13 protein-coding genes and 1 pseudogene are annotated in these 18,180 nt (G+C 65.0%); 11 read left to right on the top strand and 3 right to left on the bottom strand.

What is annotated here, in order from left to right:
- The first annotated feature begins 5 nt into the window (after positions 1-5).
- The 7 genes from E1956_RS15230 (at position 6) to E1956_RS15200 (ending at position 9,742) form a co-directional block, all read left to right on the top strand.
- Complete coding sequence (locus tag E1956_RS15230) at positions 6-2,243, top strand: GNVR domain-containing protein (protein ID WP_134750141.1); 2,238 nt, start codon at positions 6-8, stop codon at positions 2,241-2,243.
- Between the two features lie 4 nt (positions 2,244-2,247).
- Complete coding sequence (locus tag E1956_RS15225) at positions 2,248-3,318, top strand: glycosyltransferase family 2 protein (RefSeq protein ID WP_134750139.1); 1,071 nt, start codon at positions 2,248-2,250, stop codon at positions 3,316-3,318.
- A gap of 34 nt (positions 3,319-3,352) precedes the next feature.
- Positions 3,353-4,489, top strand: coding sequence for a glycosyltransferase family 4 protein (locus E1956_RS15220; RefSeq protein WP_134750137.1), 1,137 nt, complete (start codon positions 3,353-3,355; stop codon positions 4,487-4,489).
- The gene (locus E1956_RS15215; RefSeq protein WP_134750135.1) at positions 4,477-5,700 is read left to right on the top strand and encodes a glycosyltransferase family 4 protein; all 1,224 of its coding nucleotides are present in this window, start codon (positions 4,477-4,479) and stop codon (positions 5,698-5,700) included. The genes E1956_RS15220 and E1956_RS15215 overlap by 13 nt, the downstream gene beginning before the upstream one ends.
- A gap of 69 nt (positions 5,701-5,769) precedes the next feature.
- Positions 5,770-6,714 carry a glycosyltransferase family 2 protein gene (locus E1956_RS15210; protein WP_134750133.1) on the top strand — a complete coding sequence of 315 codons (945 nt, stop codon included), beginning with the start codon at positions 5,770-5,772 and terminating at the stop codon, positions 6,712-6,714.
- Positions 6,715-6,804: 90 nt separating this feature from the next.
- Entirely contained in the window at positions 6,805-8,286 is a 1,482-nt protein-coding gene (locus E1956_RS15205) for a hypothetical protein (RefSeq protein WP_197732800.1), read from the top strand.
- Between the two features lie 298 nt (positions 8,287-8,584).
- The gene (locus E1956_RS15200; RefSeq protein WP_134750131.1) at positions 8,585-9,742 is read left to right on the top strand and encodes an acyltransferase family protein; all 1,158 of its coding nucleotides are present in this window, start codon (positions 8,585-8,587) and stop codon (positions 9,740-9,742) included.
- A 319-nt stretch (positions 9,743-10,061) separates the two neighbouring features.
- On the opposite strand, the pseudogene E1956_RS15195 reads toward E1956_RS15200, so the two are convergent.
- Both E1956_RS15195 and E1956_RS15190 read right to left on the bottom strand, forming a co-directional pair.
- Positions 10,062-10,268: pseudogene (locus E1956_RS15195) on the bottom strand (IS256 family transposase); the annotation flags it as partial.
- Between the two features lie 56 nt (positions 10,269-10,324).
- Complete coding sequence (locus E1956_RS15190; protein ID WP_134750129.1) at positions 10,325-11,926, bottom strand: hypothetical protein; 1,602 nt, start codon at positions 11,924-11,926, stop codon at positions 10,325-10,327.
- Positions 11,927-12,546: 620 nt separating this feature from the next.
- On the opposite strand from E1956_RS15190, the gene E1956_RS15185 reads away from it, so the two are divergent.
- Positions 12,547-12,837 (top strand): co-chaperone GroES, encoded by a 291-nt coding sequence (locus E1956_RS15185; protein ID WP_027816722.1) that lies wholly within the window; start codon positions 12,547-12,549, stop codon positions 12,835-12,837.
- Between the two features lie 44 nt (positions 12,838-12,881).
- Complete coding sequence (gene groL / locus E1956_RS15180; RefSeq protein WP_134750127.1) at positions 12,882-14,522, top strand: chaperonin GroEL; 1,641 nt, start codon at positions 12,882-12,884, stop codon at positions 14,520-14,522.
- Positions 14,523-14,695: 173 nt separating this feature from the next.
- On the opposite strand, the gene E1956_RS15175 is transcribed toward groL, so the two are convergent.
- A complete protein-coding gene (locus tag E1956_RS15175; RefSeq protein ID WP_134750125.1) occupies positions 14,696-15,574 on the bottom strand; it encodes a hydroxymethylpyrimidine/phosphomethylpyrimidine kinase in 879 nt (292 codons plus the stop codon).
- Between the two features lie 328 nt (positions 15,575-15,902).
- On the opposite strand from E1956_RS15175, the gene E1956_RS15170 reads away from it, so the two are divergent.
- On the top strand, positions 15,903-16,073 hold the full coding sequence (locus E1956_RS15170) for a rubredoxin (protein WP_008342674.1): 171 nt from the start codon (positions 15,903-15,905) through the stop codon (positions 16,071-16,073).
- Between the two features lie 441 nt (positions 16,074-16,514).
- Positions 16,515-18,062: a hypothetical protein gene (locus E1956_RS15165; protein ID WP_134750123.1), complete on the top strand. Its 1,548-nt coding sequence runs from the start codon at positions 16,515-16,517 to the stop codon at positions 18,060-18,062.
- Positions 18,063-18,180 lie beyond the last annotated feature (118 nt).

The raw sequence follows: 18,180 nt of genomic DNA, 5'->3' as shown, positions 1-18,180 counted from the left end.
AACAGATGAACCAGCGTGATTACCTGCTCCAGGGCCCCGTCGAACAAGGGTTGCCCGCTCCGCCCGAGGGCGGACACATAGGCGGCGTGCTCGACACGCTTTACCAGAGCCGCAAGATGATCGTGATCGTCACCGCGCTCGTTACCCTCGTCGGCGGCGCGTATGCGCTGCTGGCGCGGCCCGTCTATCAGGCCGACATCCTCGTTCAGGTCGAGGAAAACCAGAATTCCGCGAAGAGCGCGCTGGCCGATGTCTCGTCGATGTTCGCGATGAAGACCGCGGCCTCGGCCGAGATCGAGGTGCTGCGCTCGCGCATGATCGTCTCGCGCGCCGTGGACGCAACGCAGCTTTATCTCGACGTCAGGCCACGCTTTTTCCCGGTGGTGGGCCAATGGATCGCGCAGCATATGCACGTCCCGGCCTGGGCCGGCTGGGGCGGCTACGCGTGGGGCAAGGAGGCGATCGACGTGGCGCACTTCGACGTGCCCGACCGTCTGCACGGCACGCGCTTTCTCCTGACCACGAAGCCGAACGGCGCCTACACGCTCAGCCATGACGGCGTGCAGCTCACGGGCAAGGTTGGCGAGCCGCTGCACGCGAACGTGCCGGGCGGCGCGATCGACCTGCTCGTGAATTCGATCGATGCGCGTCCTGGCGTAACCTTCGAGGTCGTGCGCAACTCCGAGCTGGCCGCGACTCAGGCGCTGCAGGCCGGCCTGATGATCTCCGAGAAAGGCAAGGAGTCCGATGTGATCGGCGTCGCGCTCGAAGGCGCGGACCCGGTCAAGACGGCAGCGATCCTCAATGCCATCGGCAGCGAATACGTGCGCCAGAACGTGCAGCGCACGCAGGAGGAAGCCGAGAAGCAGATCGCCTTCCTCGACAAGCAGCTGCCCGAGCTCAAGGCACAGCTCGAAAAGGCGGAAAGCGAGTTCAACGCGTTTCGTTCCGAGCACGGCGCGGTGGACCTGGGCGCCGAGGCCACGGCCCTCTTGCAAAGCTCCTCGCTGGCGCAGTCGCGTATCGCCGACTTGCGCCAGCAGCGCGCGCAATTGCTTGCCCGCTTCACGTCGGATAACCCGGCCGTGATCGCCATCGACGGCCAGCTCGACGAAGCGCAGAAGTCGCTGGCGCTGCTCGCCACGCAAACGCGCGCGCTGCCGCCGCTCGAGCAGGGCGTGCTGCGGCTTCAGCGCGAGGTGACGGTGGACACCAACATCTACACGAACCTGCTGAACAACAAGGAGCAACTGCGCCTGCTCAAGGCCGGCAAGGTCTCCAACGTGCGCCTGATCGACACCGCCGCGGCGCCCGAAAGCCCGGTCCGGCCCAAGCGCGCGTTCATCGTCGTGGCGGCGCTGCTCACCGGACTGTTCGCGAGCGTGGCGTTCGCGCTCCTCAAGCGCAAGCTCAACAGCGGCATCGCGGTCGTCGACGACATCGAAGTGGGCACCGGCCTCACGGTCTACGCCGCCGTGCCGCGCAGCCGCGTGCAGCACGTGCTGACGCGGCGCCTGCCGTCGAGCTCGCCGGGAACGACGACGGTGCTCGCGCGCACGGCGTCTTTCGACGCGGCCGTCGAGAGCCTGCGCAGTTTCCGCAGCGCGCTCGAGTTCGCGCTGGAGGAGGCCTCCAATCACATCGTGCTGCTGGCCGGCCCCACGCCCGTGGTGGGCAAGTCGTTCGTCTCGGTGAACCTCGCGGCGCTGCTCGGCTCGTCGGGCAAGCGCGTGCTGCTGGTGGATGCCGACTTGCGGCGCGGCTCGCTCAACCGGCACGTGGGCGTGCCCTCGAGCCCCGGCATCACCGACATCGTGGAGCAGGACGGCGCCTACGACCAGGTGGTGCATCAGCAGGTCATGCCGGGTGTCGATTTCGTCGCCAACGGCGGCTATGTGACGAACGCGAGCGAGCTGCTGAGGAGCCGCAGCTTCCAGCGGTTCACGCAGTGGGCGGACGGCCTCTATGACGTCGTGCTGATCGACGCGCCGCCGATCCTGCCGGTGGCCGACTCGGGCATCGTGGCCAACCTCGCGGGCACCGTGTTCCTGATCGCGCGCTACGGCGTGACGAGCGTCTCGGAGCTGCGCGAGTCGGTGCGCCGCTTCGAGCAGATCGGCGTGCCGATCCGCGGCGTGATCTTCAACGACATGACCTCGCGGCCCGGCAAGTACGGCAGCGAATACGCCGCCTATGGCTATTCTAGTTACGGCGAGCCGCAAAGCGGCGTCACCGGGAGCTGACTCCATGAAGGACATCACCGTTGTCATCGGCAACTACAACTACGCGCGCTTCCTGCGCGAAGCGATCGACTCGGCGCTGGCGAACGTGCCGGCGAGTGCGGGCTCGGGCGAACGCGTACGCGTGCTGGTGATCGACGACGGCTCCACGGACGACTCGCGCGCGATCATCGAGAGCTACGGTGATCGCGTGACACCCGTCTTCAAGGAGAACCAGGGGCAGTCCTCCGTCTACAACCTCGGCCTCTCGCTGGTGCAGACCGAGTACGTGCTGTTTCTCGACTCGGACGACATCCTGTATCCGGAGGCCATCGGCGAAGTGCTGCGCGCGTTCGAGTCGGGCGACTACGCCAAGGTGCAGTTCCGCCTCGACGTGATCGGCGAGGACGGCATGCGCACCGGCGTGCGCGTGCCCAATTCCACGCCGCCGAGCGACTGTGCGGCGCTGTTGCGGCGCGGCTGGCTCTATCCGTCTCCGCCGGCCTCGGGCAACGCCTACCGCGTGAGCGCGCTGCGCTCGGTCTTTCCGATTCCGATGTCGCTGCATCACCGCAAGGCCGCCGACTTCTTCGCGATCTACGGCATCGCGCTCACCGGCGCGATCTGCGCGCTCGACAACGCGCTGGGCGGCTACCGCGTGCACCGCAAGGCCGAGGACAAGCGCGGCCACTCGGTCGGCCATGCGGGGCTCTCGCTCGGCAACTGCGAGGACGTGAGCGAGGTGGAGCGCTCGTTTCCGTGGCGCTGGCAGACGCTGCGCCACATGATCCGCACGCGTCTGGGCGAGGACCTGCCGGAGCATTTCATCGACTTTTCCTTCGAGAAGAACCGGCTGTGCGTGCGGCTCTACGATGCGCCGACCACCGAGCGCTGGCACTGGCTGATATTCGAGTCGCACCGCTACTTCACCTCGCTCGTGCGCAACCCGTACTGGAGCCTCGGCAAGAAGCTGGGTGTGCTCGGGCTCACGCTGCTGTGCCTGATTCCGAATCGTCAGGCCAATAACTTTGCACTGCGATACATATCGAATCCTGCTGCACGTTTTGCCGCGCACGGCTCCGCCGCGGCGCGCGGCTGAACGCCGATCAAGGAAACCTGTCCGGACCATGCCGATGAAGACTCCGCAAGCCCGCCCTCTGGTGATCAACGGCCGCTTTCTCGGCCGGCGCGCCACCGGCGTCGACCGCTTCGCCTTCGAGACCGTGCGCGCCATCGACGAGCTGATCGAGGCGGGCGACCCGCTCGTGGCGGGCCTGCGCGCGCAGATCGTCGTGCCGGCCGCGCTTGCCGACATGCCGAACCCGTTCAGGCACGTGCGCCTGCGCGCGAGCGGCAAGGGCGGCGGCCTGCGCTGGGAGCAATTCGCGCTGCCGCAGGCGGCCGGCGGCGGCCTGCTGCTGAACCTGTGCAATTCGGGGCCGCTCCTGTACCGCAGCCAGGTGACGGTGCTGCACGACGCGGCACCCGCGCGCGTGCCCGACAGCTATAGCCGCTCGTTCGTCGCGTGGTACCGGCTGATGGCGCCGAGCATCGGGCGCATCGCGCGACGCGTGATCACCGTCTCCGAATTCTCGCGGCGCGAGCTGTGCGAGGCGTACCGCATTCCGTTCGACAAGATCGGCGTGGTGCTGGAGAGCGGCGAGCACATGCTGCGCATGCGCGGGGCACAGGACGCACGCGACGAGCAGTCCGGGCTGGCTGACGCCGCAGCCAGCGCCGGCGCAGCGGAACGTCCGTTCGTGCTCGCCGTCGGCAGCCTGAACCGCCACAAGAACTTCCAGCTCGTGGCCGACGCGGCACGGCTCATTCGCGACGCGCGCTTCGACATCGTGGTGGTCGGCGGCGGCGACGCGCGTGTGTACGGCGCCGCAAACGGCGTGTTGCCCGAATTCGTGAAGCATCTGGGCTACGTGAGCGACGAAGCGCTTGTCTCGCTCTATCGGCGCGCGGCGTGCTTCGTCTATCCGTCGCGCTATGAGGGCTTCGGCCTGCCGCCCGTCGAGGCGCTTGCGCTCGGCTGTCCCGTGATCGCCTCGCGCCTGCCTTCGGTCGTGGAGGCTTGCGGCGACGCCGTGCTCTACACCTCGCCCGACGATCCCGCGCAGCTCGCGGCGCTGCTGGAGCGCGTCACCGCCGACGCTGCGCTGCGCGAGACGCTTCGCGCGCGGGGCCGCGAGCGCACGGCTGCGCTCACGTGGCGCGCCACCGCCGTCACGTTGATCCAGGAGATTTCGCCATGGCTCATGTAGTCCACACCAATCTTGTCGCGAACGACGTGCGGCGCTTCGGCCGGGTGGCGATCGTGCACGACTGGCTGGTCGCGTACGCGGGCTCGGAGAAGGTGCTCGAGCAGATCATCCAGATGTGGCCCGATGCCGACCTCTTCAGCATCGTCGACTTCTTTCCCGAGCAGCATCGGGGCGCACTGGGCGGCAAGCACGCAAGTACCTCGTTCATCCAGCACCTGCCGCGCTCGAAGTCGTCGTTTCGCAGCTATCTGCCGCTCATGCCGCTGGCCGTCGAGCAGTTCGACCTGTCGAGCTACGACCTCGTGCTCACCTCGAGCCATGCCGTGGCCAAGGGCGTGCTCACGGGCCCCAACCAGGTGCACGTGAGCTACGTGCATTCGCCGATTCGCTACGCCTGGGATCTGCAGCATCAATATCTCGAGGAAGCCGGCATCAAGCGCGGCTTCAAGAGCTGGCTCGTGCGCAGTGTGCTGCACTACATGCGGATCTGGGATCAACGCACGGCGCATGGCGTGGATGCGTTCGTGGCGAACTCGGCGTTCGTCGGACGGCGCATCCGCAAGGCGTACGGCAGCGACGCCACGGTCGTCTATCCGCCCGTCGACGTCGAGCGCTTCGAGCTCGGCACGCAGCACGAGGACTTCTATCTGATTGCGTCGCGCATGGTGCCGTACAAGCGCATTCCGCTCATCGTCGAGGCTTTCGCGGCCATGCCCGGGAAGCGTCTCGTGGTGATCGGCGACGGGCCGGACCTCGAGCGCGCGCAAGCGCTTGCCACGCCCAACGTCACGCTGCTGGGCTACCAGCCGGACAGCGTGCTGGTCGACCACATGCAGCGTGCGCGGGCGTTTGTGTTCGCCGCCGAGGAAGACTTCGGCATTTCGGTCGTGGAGGCGCAGGCGTGCGGCACACCGGTGGTTGCGTTTGGCCGCGGCGGCGCGCGCGAGACCGTGATCGACTCGCACGATCCGGAGCTCGCCACGGGACTCTTCTTCGAGGAGCAGAGCGTGGCCGCCATCGTCGACGCGCTCGAGCGCTTCGAGGCGCACGCACCGTTTCGCCCGGAAGTGTGCCGGCGCAACGCGCAGCGCTTCACGGCAGAGCGGTTCCGGCGCGAATTCATGGGCGTGGTCGAGCGCACGGTGCGAGCGAGCCAGGGCGTCGATGATGAGCCTGCGCTCACCCGCGCCCGGCGCTGGCGCTCGGCGTGAGCCGTGGCGAGCGGCCCACCAGAGACTGACTCAAGACCGACTAACCAATCGAGAACATCGGGGAAATGCATGAAGAGGTACGTCATCGTGGCGACTAAAGGGCGGCCGGCCGAAACGGCCACGCTGCTCGACTTCCTGAACGATCAGGAGGCGCCGCCGCACGCGGTCTATATCGTCGGGGCGAGCGCGGCCGATCTGCCGCGTATCGACGGGCATCCACTCTGTGCCACGGCGGCAGTCAAGCTGCTGATCGCGAAGAGCTCGGGCCTGACGACCCAGCGCAACGCCGGTATCGAGGCGCTGCTCGCGGATCTGCACGGCGAAGCGGGCAATGCCCAGGCGAATGCGCAAAGCGAGGCGCGCTGGTTCGTGAGCTTCTTCGACGACGATTTCAGGCCGCATCGTGGATGGTTGCGGGGATGCGAGACGCTGTTCGAGGAGAACGCGCACGTGATCGGCATGACGGGGCAGCTCCTTGCCGATGGCGTCAAGGGCGGCGGCCTCACGGAAGCCGATGCGCTCGCGTGGCTCTCGGGCGAGCGCGCGCCGCAGGAGCACTGGGCCACGGGTGCGCAGCGCCGCGAGATTGGCTGTGCGTATGGCTGCAACATGGCGTTCGTCGACCGCGTGATTCGCCAGTGCCGCTTCGACGAAGCGCTGCCGCTCTACGGCTGGCAGGAGGATTACGACTTCACGGCACGCGCGCTCGCGCATGGAACGGCGGTGTACGAGCCGTCGTGCCTCGGCGTGCATATGGGCGTGAAGAGCGGCCGGACCTCGGGCGTGCGGCTCGGCTATTCGCAGATCGCGAATCCGGTCTACCTCGCGCGCAAGCACACGATGAAGCGCGGGCGCGCCTGCAACTTTATCTCCAGGAATTTGATCTCGAACCTCTATCACAGCTTCAGCGCCAACGCGCTGTTCGACTATCGGGGCAGGCTGAAGGGAAATTTGCTCGCGTTTTTCGACATGGTGCGGGGAACGATCCATCCGCAGCGCATCATGGAACTCTGAAAGCGGGCGACATCACGCGCACCCGAGGGCGTGCATTGAACGAGTGTGGGGGCGGAATTGGGACTCTCGGTATTTGGCTGCATCGTTTTCGTGACGGGGCTATTCGCGCTCAACGCGTCGTATCGCTGGGCGGTGTACGGACTCGCCGTCTGCTCGCTGTTCGCCTGCGCGGTCGCGCTCACGCTGCCGGGCGGTGTGGGCATCGTGCCCGGCTATCTGTTCCTCGCGTTCTTTGCGTTGCGCGCGTTTAACCTCGGCGGCGGCGCGGCGCTGACCAATGCGCTGGCTATCGGCAAGCCGGGCTTCTGGCTGCTGTGCACCTGCGTCTGGGCCGTCGTTGGCGCGATCGTGTTTCCGCGTGCGCTGGCCGGATCGACACTCATCTTCGCAATCGATCGCAATGCTGCGGATCCCAACCAGATCGGATTGCTGCAGCCTTTGCACCCGGTTTCCGGCAATCTGACGCAGACGGTGTACTGCGTCGGAGAGTTGGTCGTGTATTGCTCGATGAGCGTGTTTCTGCGGTGTCGCGGCGGCTATCGCGCGCTCGCCAATGCCATCTTGCTGCTCACGGCGCTGGACGTCACGGCAGGCATCGTGGACGTCGCATCGCACGCGGTCGGCATTGACGCGCTGTCCTGGCTGAAAACCGGAGACTTCGTGTATTTCGACGGCGCGGAACTGGGCGGCCTCGTTCGTATCAGCGGGACGTTCAGCGAGGCGTCTTCGTTTGCTGGCTTTACGCTCCAGCTCTTCGCGTTCTGTATCAATCTCTGGCTGCTGGGCTTCAGGCCGAAGCTTACGGGTGCCCTGACGCTGTGCACGGGCGTGCTGCTGCTGATCTCCACATCGGGCAGCGCGTACGTCGGGATGGCCGGCTACGCGGTCGTGCTGCTGCTGAGCCGTCACGGCCAGATTTCGCGTGCCGCAAACCCGCGCAAGATCCGGGTGGGGGTGATATTTGCTTGCCTCGGCGTGCTGGGAGCGCTCTACATCATGCTTTTCATGCCGAACGTGGTTAAGGCCCTAAGCGACTTTGTCGACGCCACCATTCTGAGCAAGGCCGACAGCGACTCCGGCGTTGAGCGCGCGGGCCTGAACATGCAGGCACTGACCAATTTCATGGACACGTATGGTCTCGGTGTCGGGCTCGGCAGTGTCCGCGTATCGAGCTTCGTGATGGTCTTGCTGGCCTCGCTCGGCGTGGTCGGGACGCTGTGTTATTCGATTTTTCTCGTGAAATCCACGCTGACTCCGATTGCGCGCGATTGTTCGTTCACCGACCGCGCCGTCTGCTATGCGGCGCGTCAAGGCATGTTCGCGACGCTGATCACCGCTGCAATAGCCGCAGCGATGTTCGATCTGGGTGTGGGCTTCTACATGATGGCGGCAGCGGCAGGCGGCCTGCCCTTGCAGGCGAGGCGCCGCGCGCGCGCACCCAATATGCGCGTACCGGCCGCCGTACCCGCAGTTGTCGTGCCCGGGGATTCGCCGGCTCAGGAGCAGATGGCCATGCGCCGGCGCGTCTTGCCGCGGTCGGGGCACGCGGCAACGAGGTCGCAAAGAATTTGACTGCGGGCGACGCGTTGCGTTGTCGGGCGCTACATCAAGTGGCTCGTCTTGCGCGTCCCTGCTGCAGCTCACGGACGGTCTTGCACCGTATGAGCGCACAATCGTTCGGCATCCAACAGATTGCCCGCGCACACGCTTTTACAGTCTCTTGCACCGACCGCATTCGCGACGCCGCCGCACGGGCTGCTCCGTTTGCATGGTCCATTGGATCGTCATGCGCTTTTCGCGCAAATAGTCTTGCGGACCGGCACAGGACGCATCACGCGAAGCCGGTCGAGGTCATCGGGAGAGTCCGGAAATGCCAGCTTCCACTGCGCGCCCTCGTATGCCGATCACGCCCGCCGTTTCGGTATCGCTCGATCTGCTGCGCTTCGCGCTTGCGGCGATCGTCGCGGTCGGGCACCTGACGCAGCGCTATTTTCAGAACACGTGGCCGGACATGACGAGTGTCGCGATCGTCGCGGTCGGCGGCTTCTTCTTGCTGAGCGGCTATACGATCCGCTCGCTCTCACCGTCCGTCGCCGATTTCGATGCGCGGCGCTTCTTTGTCGACCGCGCGACGCGACTCCTCTCAGTGACGCTGCTCGCACTCGTGGTGACGCTCGCGCTCGACACGTATTCGTCGACAGTCGCGCCCGGATGGTACAACGCCAATTGGGGTGTGCAGGCGGACCACCCGGTGCTGCGCGTGGCGGCGAACGTATTGCTCGTGAACCAGGCGTGGGCGCTCGACGTATCGCCGTTCTCGAATTCGCCGTTCTGGAGCCTCGGATTCGAGGCGGGTTTCTACGTGATCTGGGGGACGCTGCTCTTTTGCCGACGCACCGGGCGCACCCTGCTGATTCCGGCCGCGGTCGCGCTGCTGTACGGGCCCAATGTGATCGTGATGCTGCCGTTCTGGCTAGTGGGGGTGCTTATCCACGACCATTTCGTGACACCGCCGTCGCGTCGCGGCGCAATCGTCACGCTCGTCGTGTCCCTGGCGGCTGCACTGGCGGTAGTCGTGTCATACCCCGAGCTGAAGCCCGCGCTGAACCGGGGGCTCGACGCGATCTTCCTGGCCATCGGCTGCCCACGCCGCGTGCATCCACCGCTCATCTTCGGCTGCCTGTTGTTCGCGTGCGGGCTCGTTGTGCTCTTTGCCGCGCTTGCGCTCGCAGGGCCACGTGTGCGTCCCGGCGCGCGGCTCGTCGCGTTCGCGCGAAAGCTCGGCGACGCGACGTTTCCGCTGTATCTGCTGCATTTCCCGCTGCTCGTGGCAATCGGCGCGACGCGCCAGGGGCAGCCTTTGTCGACTGTGGGGAAGCTGGTCGTGCTTGTCGTGCTTGTCGCACTCGCGTTTGCCGTCGTGCCGCTCGGGGATCGCCTGAAGAACGCGATGCGCGCGCTCGCGAAGGGTGGCGAGACGGCTGCACCGGTGCGCGGCGTTGCCGGTGCTGACGACGTGATTCGCTGATGCGGCGCGCCCCGGCGCCTGGTGGCCTGGCCGGGCAACGCGCGGACCTGCAACAGAAGCAGCCAGTTTTCGCCGAAAGCCGCACGCGGACCGTGAACCCGGATTCGGCTATTGTTAGATTACGCGTCGCGGTTCCAGACAGCGGCTTATGCTACTTTGGCACGCTGAGTGCGCGCGAGGAATCGTCGCGGAACAGATTGATGGCGAGCCAACGCAGGAAGGAGAAATTCAGCGCGGCGTTGCGTAAGCGGATCTGGCTAGCGTCTTCGCCAAAGATCACGTTCCGCACACGTACTGGGTTAGCAGCCTGCGACTGGTGCTCGACATTCAATTTGCGCTCGTCCATCACTATCCGGCCTCGCTGCGAGCCGTGCCAGCGGATCTCGCCGCCCTTGCGACCCGGATGCTTGTCGCCGGCGACTTCGAGCATCGGCAGAAGTATCTGAATGTTCTCGGCAGGACAGACCCGCAGCCGGTCTTCGTTCTGCCTCGAGACGATGTTCAACGGCGCGCGGATGCTACGCAGTTGTCGCGGATGCGACCCGCGAGCAACATTGCTCGTTCATGCTGAATCGTATTCAGTCACGCAGGGCACGGAACATATCGTCCGGGCTGAAAGATCGACAGGAGATAGTCCTTCATGCCTGGATCAAAACTCGGTCGATACACGATCGCAGGCAGCCATCGGCCCGAACCGTACGAAAATGCGACGGGAACACCCCCCTCGAGATGACGCTCCAAGTCCGCGCGCGTCGCGAATTGTGTGAAATCGATCACACATGCATGGGCATGATGCGTGGCGACGAGCTTCCGGAAATCCGCCACGCTATCGGGCTTCAAGTACGGGCCAGTACGAATCTCGATGACCGTAGCCTGTTTGGGATAGTAGAGGCGCGCTTCATCGTCCACGATGTCGGCAATGCGGGGAGGGCGCCGCACTGTCACGATCAGGTCGGCGTCCGTTGCAGGGCTGTGATAACGCTCCAACGCGGCAACGGGTGACACGTACCCGGAAGCCTGCACGTCCTTCAGGACCGGCAGCAACGCAGCGCCCGTGTAAGTCACTGCGTCTGCCAAGGCCACCGACATGACGAGCAAGCCGTAGATCAGCGCGGGTCCGGCCGGAAACCTGGGCATCGGGATGCGGGTCCGCAATCCGACTAGCCCGGCGATAACGAACGACAGCCCGTAGCTGAGCGTTCGGGGGTCATACAGGTCGTACTGGGTCCGCAAACGCAGAGAGAAGGCAAGCAGCAGAAAGCCCGCACCCACAAGGACCAGCAACCGTGATTCGGGCGCCTGGGTCTCGCCCGCGCTTCTGTCTTCTGATCGCTTCAACCAGTATTTCCGCGTCAGCCACAACAGCGCCAGCGCCGAAGCGCCTAGAAGGACGAGCTCCTTCGCCATTTGCCGAACGAATCGGAACACCAGAAAAGCGGGCGTCTCTGGCGCGGGGATGCGCGGCATGCCGGTGGCCATCCCGGTGACCAGCATGTTGAACTTCAGATATGCCGCGAAAAACAGCGCCGCGACGACAAACGCGGGCAACGTCCTGATCGCGGTACGTGAGCCATACACCAGCCACACGCACAAAAAAACAACCCCCGCGAAAGGCGCGAAAAAGTAACGCGACGACACGCCAAGAAGCAGGAAAAACGTCAGCAGCGCGACTGACCTGTATGGATACGGCGCGTCGCGCAGTTGCCTTTGCGAAAGCGCGAACAAGCTGCCACAGCAGGCGAGCAGGAACAGGTTCTCGGACCACGTGTACAGAAACAACCCGATTGTGTACGGGTTGAGGATCACGAACGTGGGAATCAATATGTTGCGAAACGTGCGCCTGAGCAACAGGAATGCGAAAAACAGCAGGATGACGTTGGTGACCTTGCTGCTCATCATCAAGCTCGCCATGTCGGCAGAGGGTGCGGTCAGTGCGAGTGCAAGCGGGTAACCGCACGGAAACATCGCGAAATACGAGCCTGAGATGGAACACCCTTCTCCGCGCCTGAGCGATTGCGCAAGTAGCAAATAATTCCACGAGTCGTGCGTCAGGAAGCCGAATCCCGCTGCGAACGCCGCGCTCAAAGCCAGCACGACAAATATCGTCACCAGGTACGCAGATTTCGTCAGGTACCAGCGTTCGATGGACTTGTCGTCCAGTGGTCGTGAGTCCAGCTGAGCCATTCGCATCGTTCTCGTGCCCCCCTTTTTAGCAACTCGTTTATAGCGTACGGGCAGCGGGATTTTCGTACGCTGGAGCACTTTCCGTGCTAGTGAAATCGCCCGGGGCGAGTTCACCTCGCGGATATCGTGGAAGCACACCGCCGCAAGGAAGAGGGAAGTGTTGGCGGGAGGTCTGTCGTCTCGCTAAGGCTTCATTTATGACTCGACCCTTAATTTTTGTTTCGCTCCTGCGGGAATTCCCCAGGCCGGACTTTCTCGGCTCCCGCAAGTGGAGATTCGGGTCGCTTCGACGCGTAGCCGGGTTGCCTCAAGACTGGGCGCGGTAGCTACTGTTTTGCCGTAACTTATTGTTTTTAAATAAAAATACAGGGTTTTGAGAGGCGTGTTCGGCGGCGATCGAGCAGCGGATCGAGGGGAGAAATCCGACCTTTAGGTAGTCCAGGCGGGCCCAAAAAAAGCCATCTGGCCCGTTCTTGAATTTGTCATTGCCCGTCCATATAATTAGCACTCACCGCATGAGAGTGCTAACAACTCTGGTGCTAAAACATCTCTGGCTGTCGGTTGCCGGCAGCCAGGTTTTCTTGAGTCTTCAAGTCCCAATCAAGATAGAGGATCCATCCATGAACCTTCGTCCTTTGCATGATCGCGTGATCGTCAAGCGCCTGGATCAAGAAACCAAGACCGCTTCGGGCATCGTGATCCCGGACGCAGCGGCAGAAAAGCCGGATCAAGGTGAAGTCCTGGCCACGGGCCCGGGCAAGCGTGACGACAAGGGCTCCCTGATCGCACTCGACGTCAAGGTCGGCGATCGCGTCCTGTTCGGCAAGTACGCTGGCCAGACCGTCAAGGTCGATGGCAACGAACTGCTCGTGATGCGCGAAGAAGACATCATGGCCGTGGTGCAGAAGTAAGCTCAGCCCACAGCACATTCATCAAGAATTCAAGGAGTTAGAAGATGGCAGCTAAAGACGTCGTGTTCGGCGATTCCGCCCGTTCCAAGATGGTTGAAGGCGTGAACATTCTCGCCAACGCAGTGAAGGTCACGCTGGGTCCGAAGGGCCGCAACGTGGTGCTCGAGCGCTCGTTCGGCGGCCCGACGGTCACCAAGGACGGTGTCTCGGTCGCAAAGGAAATCGAGCTCAAGGACAAGCTCCAGAACATGGGCGCGCAAATGGTCAAGGAAGTCGCTTCCAAGACCAGCGACAACGCCGGTGACGGCACCACGACCGCTACGGTCCTGGCACAGTCGATCGTCCGCGAAGGCATGAAGTACGTCGCATCGGGCATGAACCCGATGGACCTGAAGCGCGGCATCGACAAGGCCGTCGCAGCAGCTATCGAAGAGCTGCGCAAGGTCAGCAAGCCCTGCACGACCAACAAGGAAATCGCGCAAGTCGGCTCGATCTCGGCGAACAGCGACACGTCGATCGGCGACCGCATCGCTGAAGCGATGGACAAGGTTGGCAAGGAAGGCGTCATCACCGTCGAAGACGGCAAGTCGCTGCAAGACGAGCTGGAAGTCGTCGAAGGTATGCAATTCGACCGCGGCTACCTGTCGCCGTACTTCATCAACAACCCGGACAAGCAAGTCGCCGTGCTGGAAAGCCCGTTCGTCCTGCTGTTCGACAAGAAGATCTCGAACATCCGCGATCTGCTGCCGGTCCTGGAACAAGTCGCGAAGGCTGGCCGTCCGCTGCTGATCATCGCTGAAGACGTCGAAGGCGAAGCCCTGGCTACGCTGGTCGTCAACAACATCCGCGGCATCCTGAAGACCGTTGCTGTCAAGGCTCCGGGCTTCGGCGACCGTCGCAAGGCCATGCTGGAAGACATCGCGATCCTGACCGGCGGTCAAGTCATCGCGGAAGAAACCGGCCTCACGCTCGAAAAGGCAACGCTGGCTGAACTGGGTCAAGCGAAGCGCATCGAAGTGGGCAAGGAAAACACGACGATCATCGACGGCGCTGGCGAAGCCGTGAACATCGAAGCGCGCGTGAAGCAAATCCGCACGCAAATCGAAGAAGCGACCTCGGACTACGACCGTGAAAAGCTGCAAGAGCGCGTTGCCAAGCTGGCAGGCGGCGTGGCAGTGATCAAGGTTGGCGCTGCGACCGAAGTTGAAATGAAGGAAAAGAAGGCACGCGTGGAAGACGCGCTGCACGCAACCCGCGCTGCCGTTGAAGAAGGCATCGTCCCGGGCGGCGGCGTTGCGCTGATCCGTGCGCGTACGGCTATCGCCGGCGTCAAGGGTGCGAACGCTGACCAGGACGCAGGTATCAAGATCGTCCTGCGCGCCATGGAAGAGCCGCTGCGCCAGATCGTCACGAACGGCGGCGAAGAAGCTTCGGTGGTCGTGGCAGCGGTTGCAGCTGGCTCGGGCAACTACGGCTACAACGCAGCGACCGGCGAGTACGGCGACCTGGTGGAAGCCGGCGTGGTCGACCCGACGAAGGTCACGCGCACCGCGCTGCAAAACGCAGCTTCGGTTGCTGGCCTGCTGCTGACGACGGACGCAGCGGTTGCTGAACTGCCGAAGGAAGATGCTCCGATGGCTGGCGGCATGCCCGGCGGCATGGGCGGCATGGGCATGGACATGTAAGAACGGCTTTTGCCGAAATTACATCGAAGTGCAGGGGACGCGCCGTGAGGTGTGTTCCCAGCCCGAAAGGAAAAAACCCGCAGCGATGCGGGTTTTTTTTCGTCCATACGGCCTGAAGCTGATGGGGCACGCGGCATGTTCGTGATCTCATGCGCCGCCCCTGCAGTGCTACATCAGTGCCGCGCCTCACCCGACGGCGGATCGTCGGAATCGTCGGCGTCGCCCGGCGACGCTTCGCCGCCCTCGGCATCGTTGCTCCGCGCCCAAAAGAACCGATCCGGCATCCACGCTCCCATCCCGGGCCGGAACGCGCTCTGCACGGCCTGATAGAGATACTCCTGCGCCTCGCGCACTGCTTCGGGCGGTTCCTGGCCGTTCGCGAGCAGCGCGGCGATGGCTGAGCCCAGCGTGTCGGCGAGGCCCATCATCGGCTGGTTCGCGCGGTCCCAGAAGTCCTGGCGCAACTGACCTTCTTCGCTATATAGCGTGTTCACCACGCGGTGCGAGCCCGTCTCCATCGAGAGGATGTATTCGCAACCGGTGGAGAGCAGGTGCGAGATGGCGGTGTCGATGCTGGGCGTATCGGCGTCGCCGTCGGGCTGCGCGAGCGCGAGCAGCACCGAGACGTCGGCGACCAGCACGGTCGTCTGCGGCACGAGCAGATCGGTCACGACTTCGCGCAACTCATCGGCGGCCAGCACGTGCTCGTCGTCGAGCGTGAAGTCGGGCGCGACGATCAGCGGAACCTCGTCGTAGTCGGCAACCACTTCGGCGATCGCGCTCACCACTTCGGCGCGCGTGCCCGCGCCCACCTTGAATGCCGCGATGGGCATGTCTTCCAGCAGCATGCGTGCCTGGTTCGCGACGGTTTCGGGGTCGAGACCGGTGACTTCGTCGCAGCCGGCAGAATCGCGCACGGTATAGCCGGTGAGCACGCTCACGCCGTGGCAGCCCATGCTGGCGAGCGTGAGCAGGTCGGCTTGCAGGCCGCCGCCGCCGGTCGGATCGGAAAGGCCGAAGGTAAGGACGATGGGAGGGGTGTCGCCGGACATGAACGTTGACGGGGAGAGTTGGGTTGGCTCGCTGTGGTGCAAATGCAGTGCAGACGCGGTGCGGATGCCGGCGCCGCTATCTATTCAGACGCCGACAAGTCAATTATGCAGCCTCGCGGCGCTTGCGGGGGACGGATGACCTGCCGGTCGCGAGGGATTTTCTCGTCTTGACAGGGTGCCAGGCACAGCACTCGAGTGCCGTCACAGTTGCTAGGCATGGAAACGGCAACACGGTACCATCATGGCTCTTGTTTTCCTGGCAGTTTTCCCGACCGGTCGCGGCATGCGCGCGCGGGCGGTTTTTTGGACTTTTCGACGCGGCATAAGAATGGAATATAGAAGCTGGATGTGCCTGATCTGCGGCTGGATTTACGACGAAGAAGCCGGTTTGCCAGACGAAGGCATCGCGCCCGGCACGCGCTGGGAGGATGTGCCCATCAACTGGACTTGCCCCGAGTGCGGCGCTCGCAAGGAAGACTTCGAGATGGTCCAGATCTGAGGCGTCTCGCTTGCTGCCGAAGCGGCGTTTAACCGTCGGTTTGCAGGTGACATTGCTTGCAGGCAGACCGATTGGCGCTTCGACCGGTCTTTCGATTGCCTTGATCGCCGCCTGATTTCGTACCTGCTTTTCCTGGCTGTTTTTGTGCATATGGGGGCGCCGGGTAGCACGCTGTTAGCAGGGTTATGCTGGCGGGTCGCCAGCCGGATCGAATTGGTATCGTTTTCGAACGTCGTGCCGGCAGGTTGTACCGGCACGTTGTGCAGAAGCTCTGGCGCAGGGTGCCGCGCGGCCCTCGCGGCGCGCAAATTGCTGCGCTTCTCGCCGGCATTGTTCGCCGGCGCTTTTCGGCAGATTTCGCCGGTTTCCGTGCGGGGCAGTCGGTCAGCCGGCCGGCTCGCCGCTATCGCATCCGCTCGCAATTGCTTCTGGCGCTGTCCTATGAGTCTTCATATGATGTCGGTCGCCCGTTTCGAAGCGCTGCCCAATCCGCGTGGCGGGCATGTGCCGTTCGCGCACGGCGCGCTGGCCCAGGCGCTTGCCGCGCTCGACGAGCAGCGCGATGTCGCCCGGCCGTTGCGCCAGGCGGCGCGCACGCTGCGCGACGCGGGCTGGCTCGCGGCCGCGCGTTTTGCCGACACGCTGCTGCTTGCCTCGCCGCTTGCGCTGGCGGCATCCGTGCCCACGCCACCGCTGCCGGGCATGGTGCCGCGGCCTGCGCACGATCATGACGCTCCAGATGATCGCGCCGTTCGCGAGGCGTTTCGCGCCGCGCTAGCCGATCTGGCCGACGCGCTCGAGCGCCACAACCTGCGCGAGCTGGCCTGTTCGCCGGCGCTTTATGCGCGTCAGCGTGTCCTCGTCGAGGCGCTGGCGGAGCACGCGCCGGGCGTCGCGCTCGCCTACGAGGACGTCGCGCTGCACGGTCGGCCCATTGCGGTCGCCACGCTGAGCACGCAGCCCGCACATCGGCTCGCGCAGGCCCGCGCGCGCTACGAGGCGGCGCTGCTGCCCGCGCTCAAGGCGCGCAACGGCAATGGCAGCCGCGCGGCGCAAGCGCTCGCGCAGGCCGCGTTCGGCGAGATGGATGCATGCTTTGCGGATCTCGCGAGCGCCGATCCCTACGACTTCTGGCGTCTCGCATCGGCTTGCGGCCGGGTGCTTCGGCGCGGCGTGACGACCTGGGGCGACGAGGAAGTGCGTCGTTTCTACGCGCGCTGCAATTTGCTGATCGGCGAGCACGCGCGCGGGTTGCGCGTCGCGCCCCAGTCGTTCGTGCGCATGGCGCTTGCGCTCTTGTGGCGCGATTACGCGCTCTTCGGCGCCGCGGCGGAAGACACCGCCGACGTCGATCTGCTGCTCGACTACGGCCTGACCGTGGACTGGCACGTGGCGGGCACGCAGGCGTCCGAGGCGCTTTGGGAGGCCGGTGCCGCGCAGGCCGACGCGCTGGCGACGCGCGTCGCGCCCACGCGCGAACTGGGCGCGCTCGTCGTGAACGGCAACGCCTACGAAGATTTCCTGCAGACCGCCGACGCCGCGATGCTCGAGCTCGGCACCGCCGCCCGCGCGCTGTCGCTGCGGCCTGTCGGCGCGCCGGCCGATCCAGCGGCGGCGCTCGTCGCGGCCGACGCGGCCTACCGCACCGGCGCGGCGGCGTGGGCGCTCGGGCTCGGCCACGTGGGCCTGCTCGCCGACGCGCTCGGCCTTGCCTGGCGGTGTACCGCGCACGCGGCGGCAGCCGGTGTCGCGCCCGACGCCGGCGCGCAAGCGGAGTCGGCTGTGTCAGGGCGTGGGGCGGCCGCGACGCCGCCCGGCACGGAGGCGATCGGGCACGCGAACGAGGCGCTGCGCGCGATACTGCACAAGGTGGCGGCGGGGGTCGCGCAACCGGACGCGAGCGCAGCGGTGCGCGCGCTCGGCGCAGCGATTGCAGCAGGCGCAGGTGGCACAGCCGTCGCGGGCGCAGTGCCGCTCGTGCCGCGTTGAGGCGCATCGCCTGGCCCGCCATATTTTGCAAGCCCCGGCAGCCGTTCAGCCCTGTCGCCTGCGCATGGTAGAGTGAGCCATTCTCCGTGCCACGAAGCACGGCCCGAGGGGCACCCGG

This window comes from Paraburkholderia pallida (assembly GCF_004524855.1).
In the GTDB taxonomy this organism is placed as follows: Bacteria; Pseudomonadota; Gammaproteobacteria; order Burkholderiales; family Burkholderiaceae; genus Paraburkholderia; species Paraburkholderia oxyphila.
Note: the sequence above shows the minus strand (reverse complement) of the source record. Positions and strands in the feature narration are given on the sequence as shown.

Coding starts and splice junctions, on each gene's coding strand:
- E1956_RS15230 (WP_134750141.1), top strand. CDS start 6: ATGAACCAGCGTGATTACCTGCTCCAGGGCCCCGTCGAACAAGGGTTG.
- E1956_RS15225 (WP_134750139.1), top strand. CDS start 2,248: ATGAAGGACATCACCGTTGTCATCGGCAACTACAACTACGCGCGCTTC.
- E1956_RS15220 (WP_134750137.1), top strand. CDS start 3,353: ATGAAGACTCCGCAAGCCCGCCCTCTGGTGATCAACGGCCGCTTTCTC.
- E1956_RS15215 (WP_134750135.1), top strand. CDS start 4,477: ATGGCTCATGTAGTCCACACCAATCTTGTCGCGAACGACGTGCGGCGC.
- E1956_RS15210 (WP_134750133.1), top strand. CDS start 5,770: ATGAAGAGGTACGTCATCGTGGCGACTAAAGGGCGGCCGGCCGAAACG.
- E1956_RS15200 (WP_134750131.1), top strand. CDS start 8,585: ATGCCAGCTTCCACTGCGCGCCCTCGTATGCCGATCACGCCCGCCGTT.
- E1956_RS15190 (WP_134750129.1), bottom strand. CDS start 11,926: ATGGCTCAGCTGGACTCACGACCACTGGACGACAAGTCCATCGAACGC.
- E1956_RS15185 (WP_027816722.1), top strand. CDS start 12,547: ATGAACCTTCGTCCTTTGCATGATCGCGTGATCGTCAAGCGCCTGGAT.
- groL (WP_134750127.1), top strand. CDS start 12,882: ATGGCAGCTAAAGACGTCGTGTTCGGCGATTCCGCCCGTTCCAAGATG.
- E1956_RS15175 (WP_134750125.1), bottom strand. CDS start 15,574: ATGTCCGGCGACACCCCTCCCATCGTCCTTACCTTCGGCCTTTCCGAT.
- E1956_RS15170 (WP_008342674.1), top strand. CDS start 15,903: ATGGAATATAGAAGCTGGATGTGCCTGATCTGCGGCTGGATTTACGAC.
- E1956_RS15165 (WP_134750123.1), top strand. CDS start 16,515: ATGAGTCTTCATATGATGTCGGTCGCCCGTTTCGAAGCGCTGCCCAAT.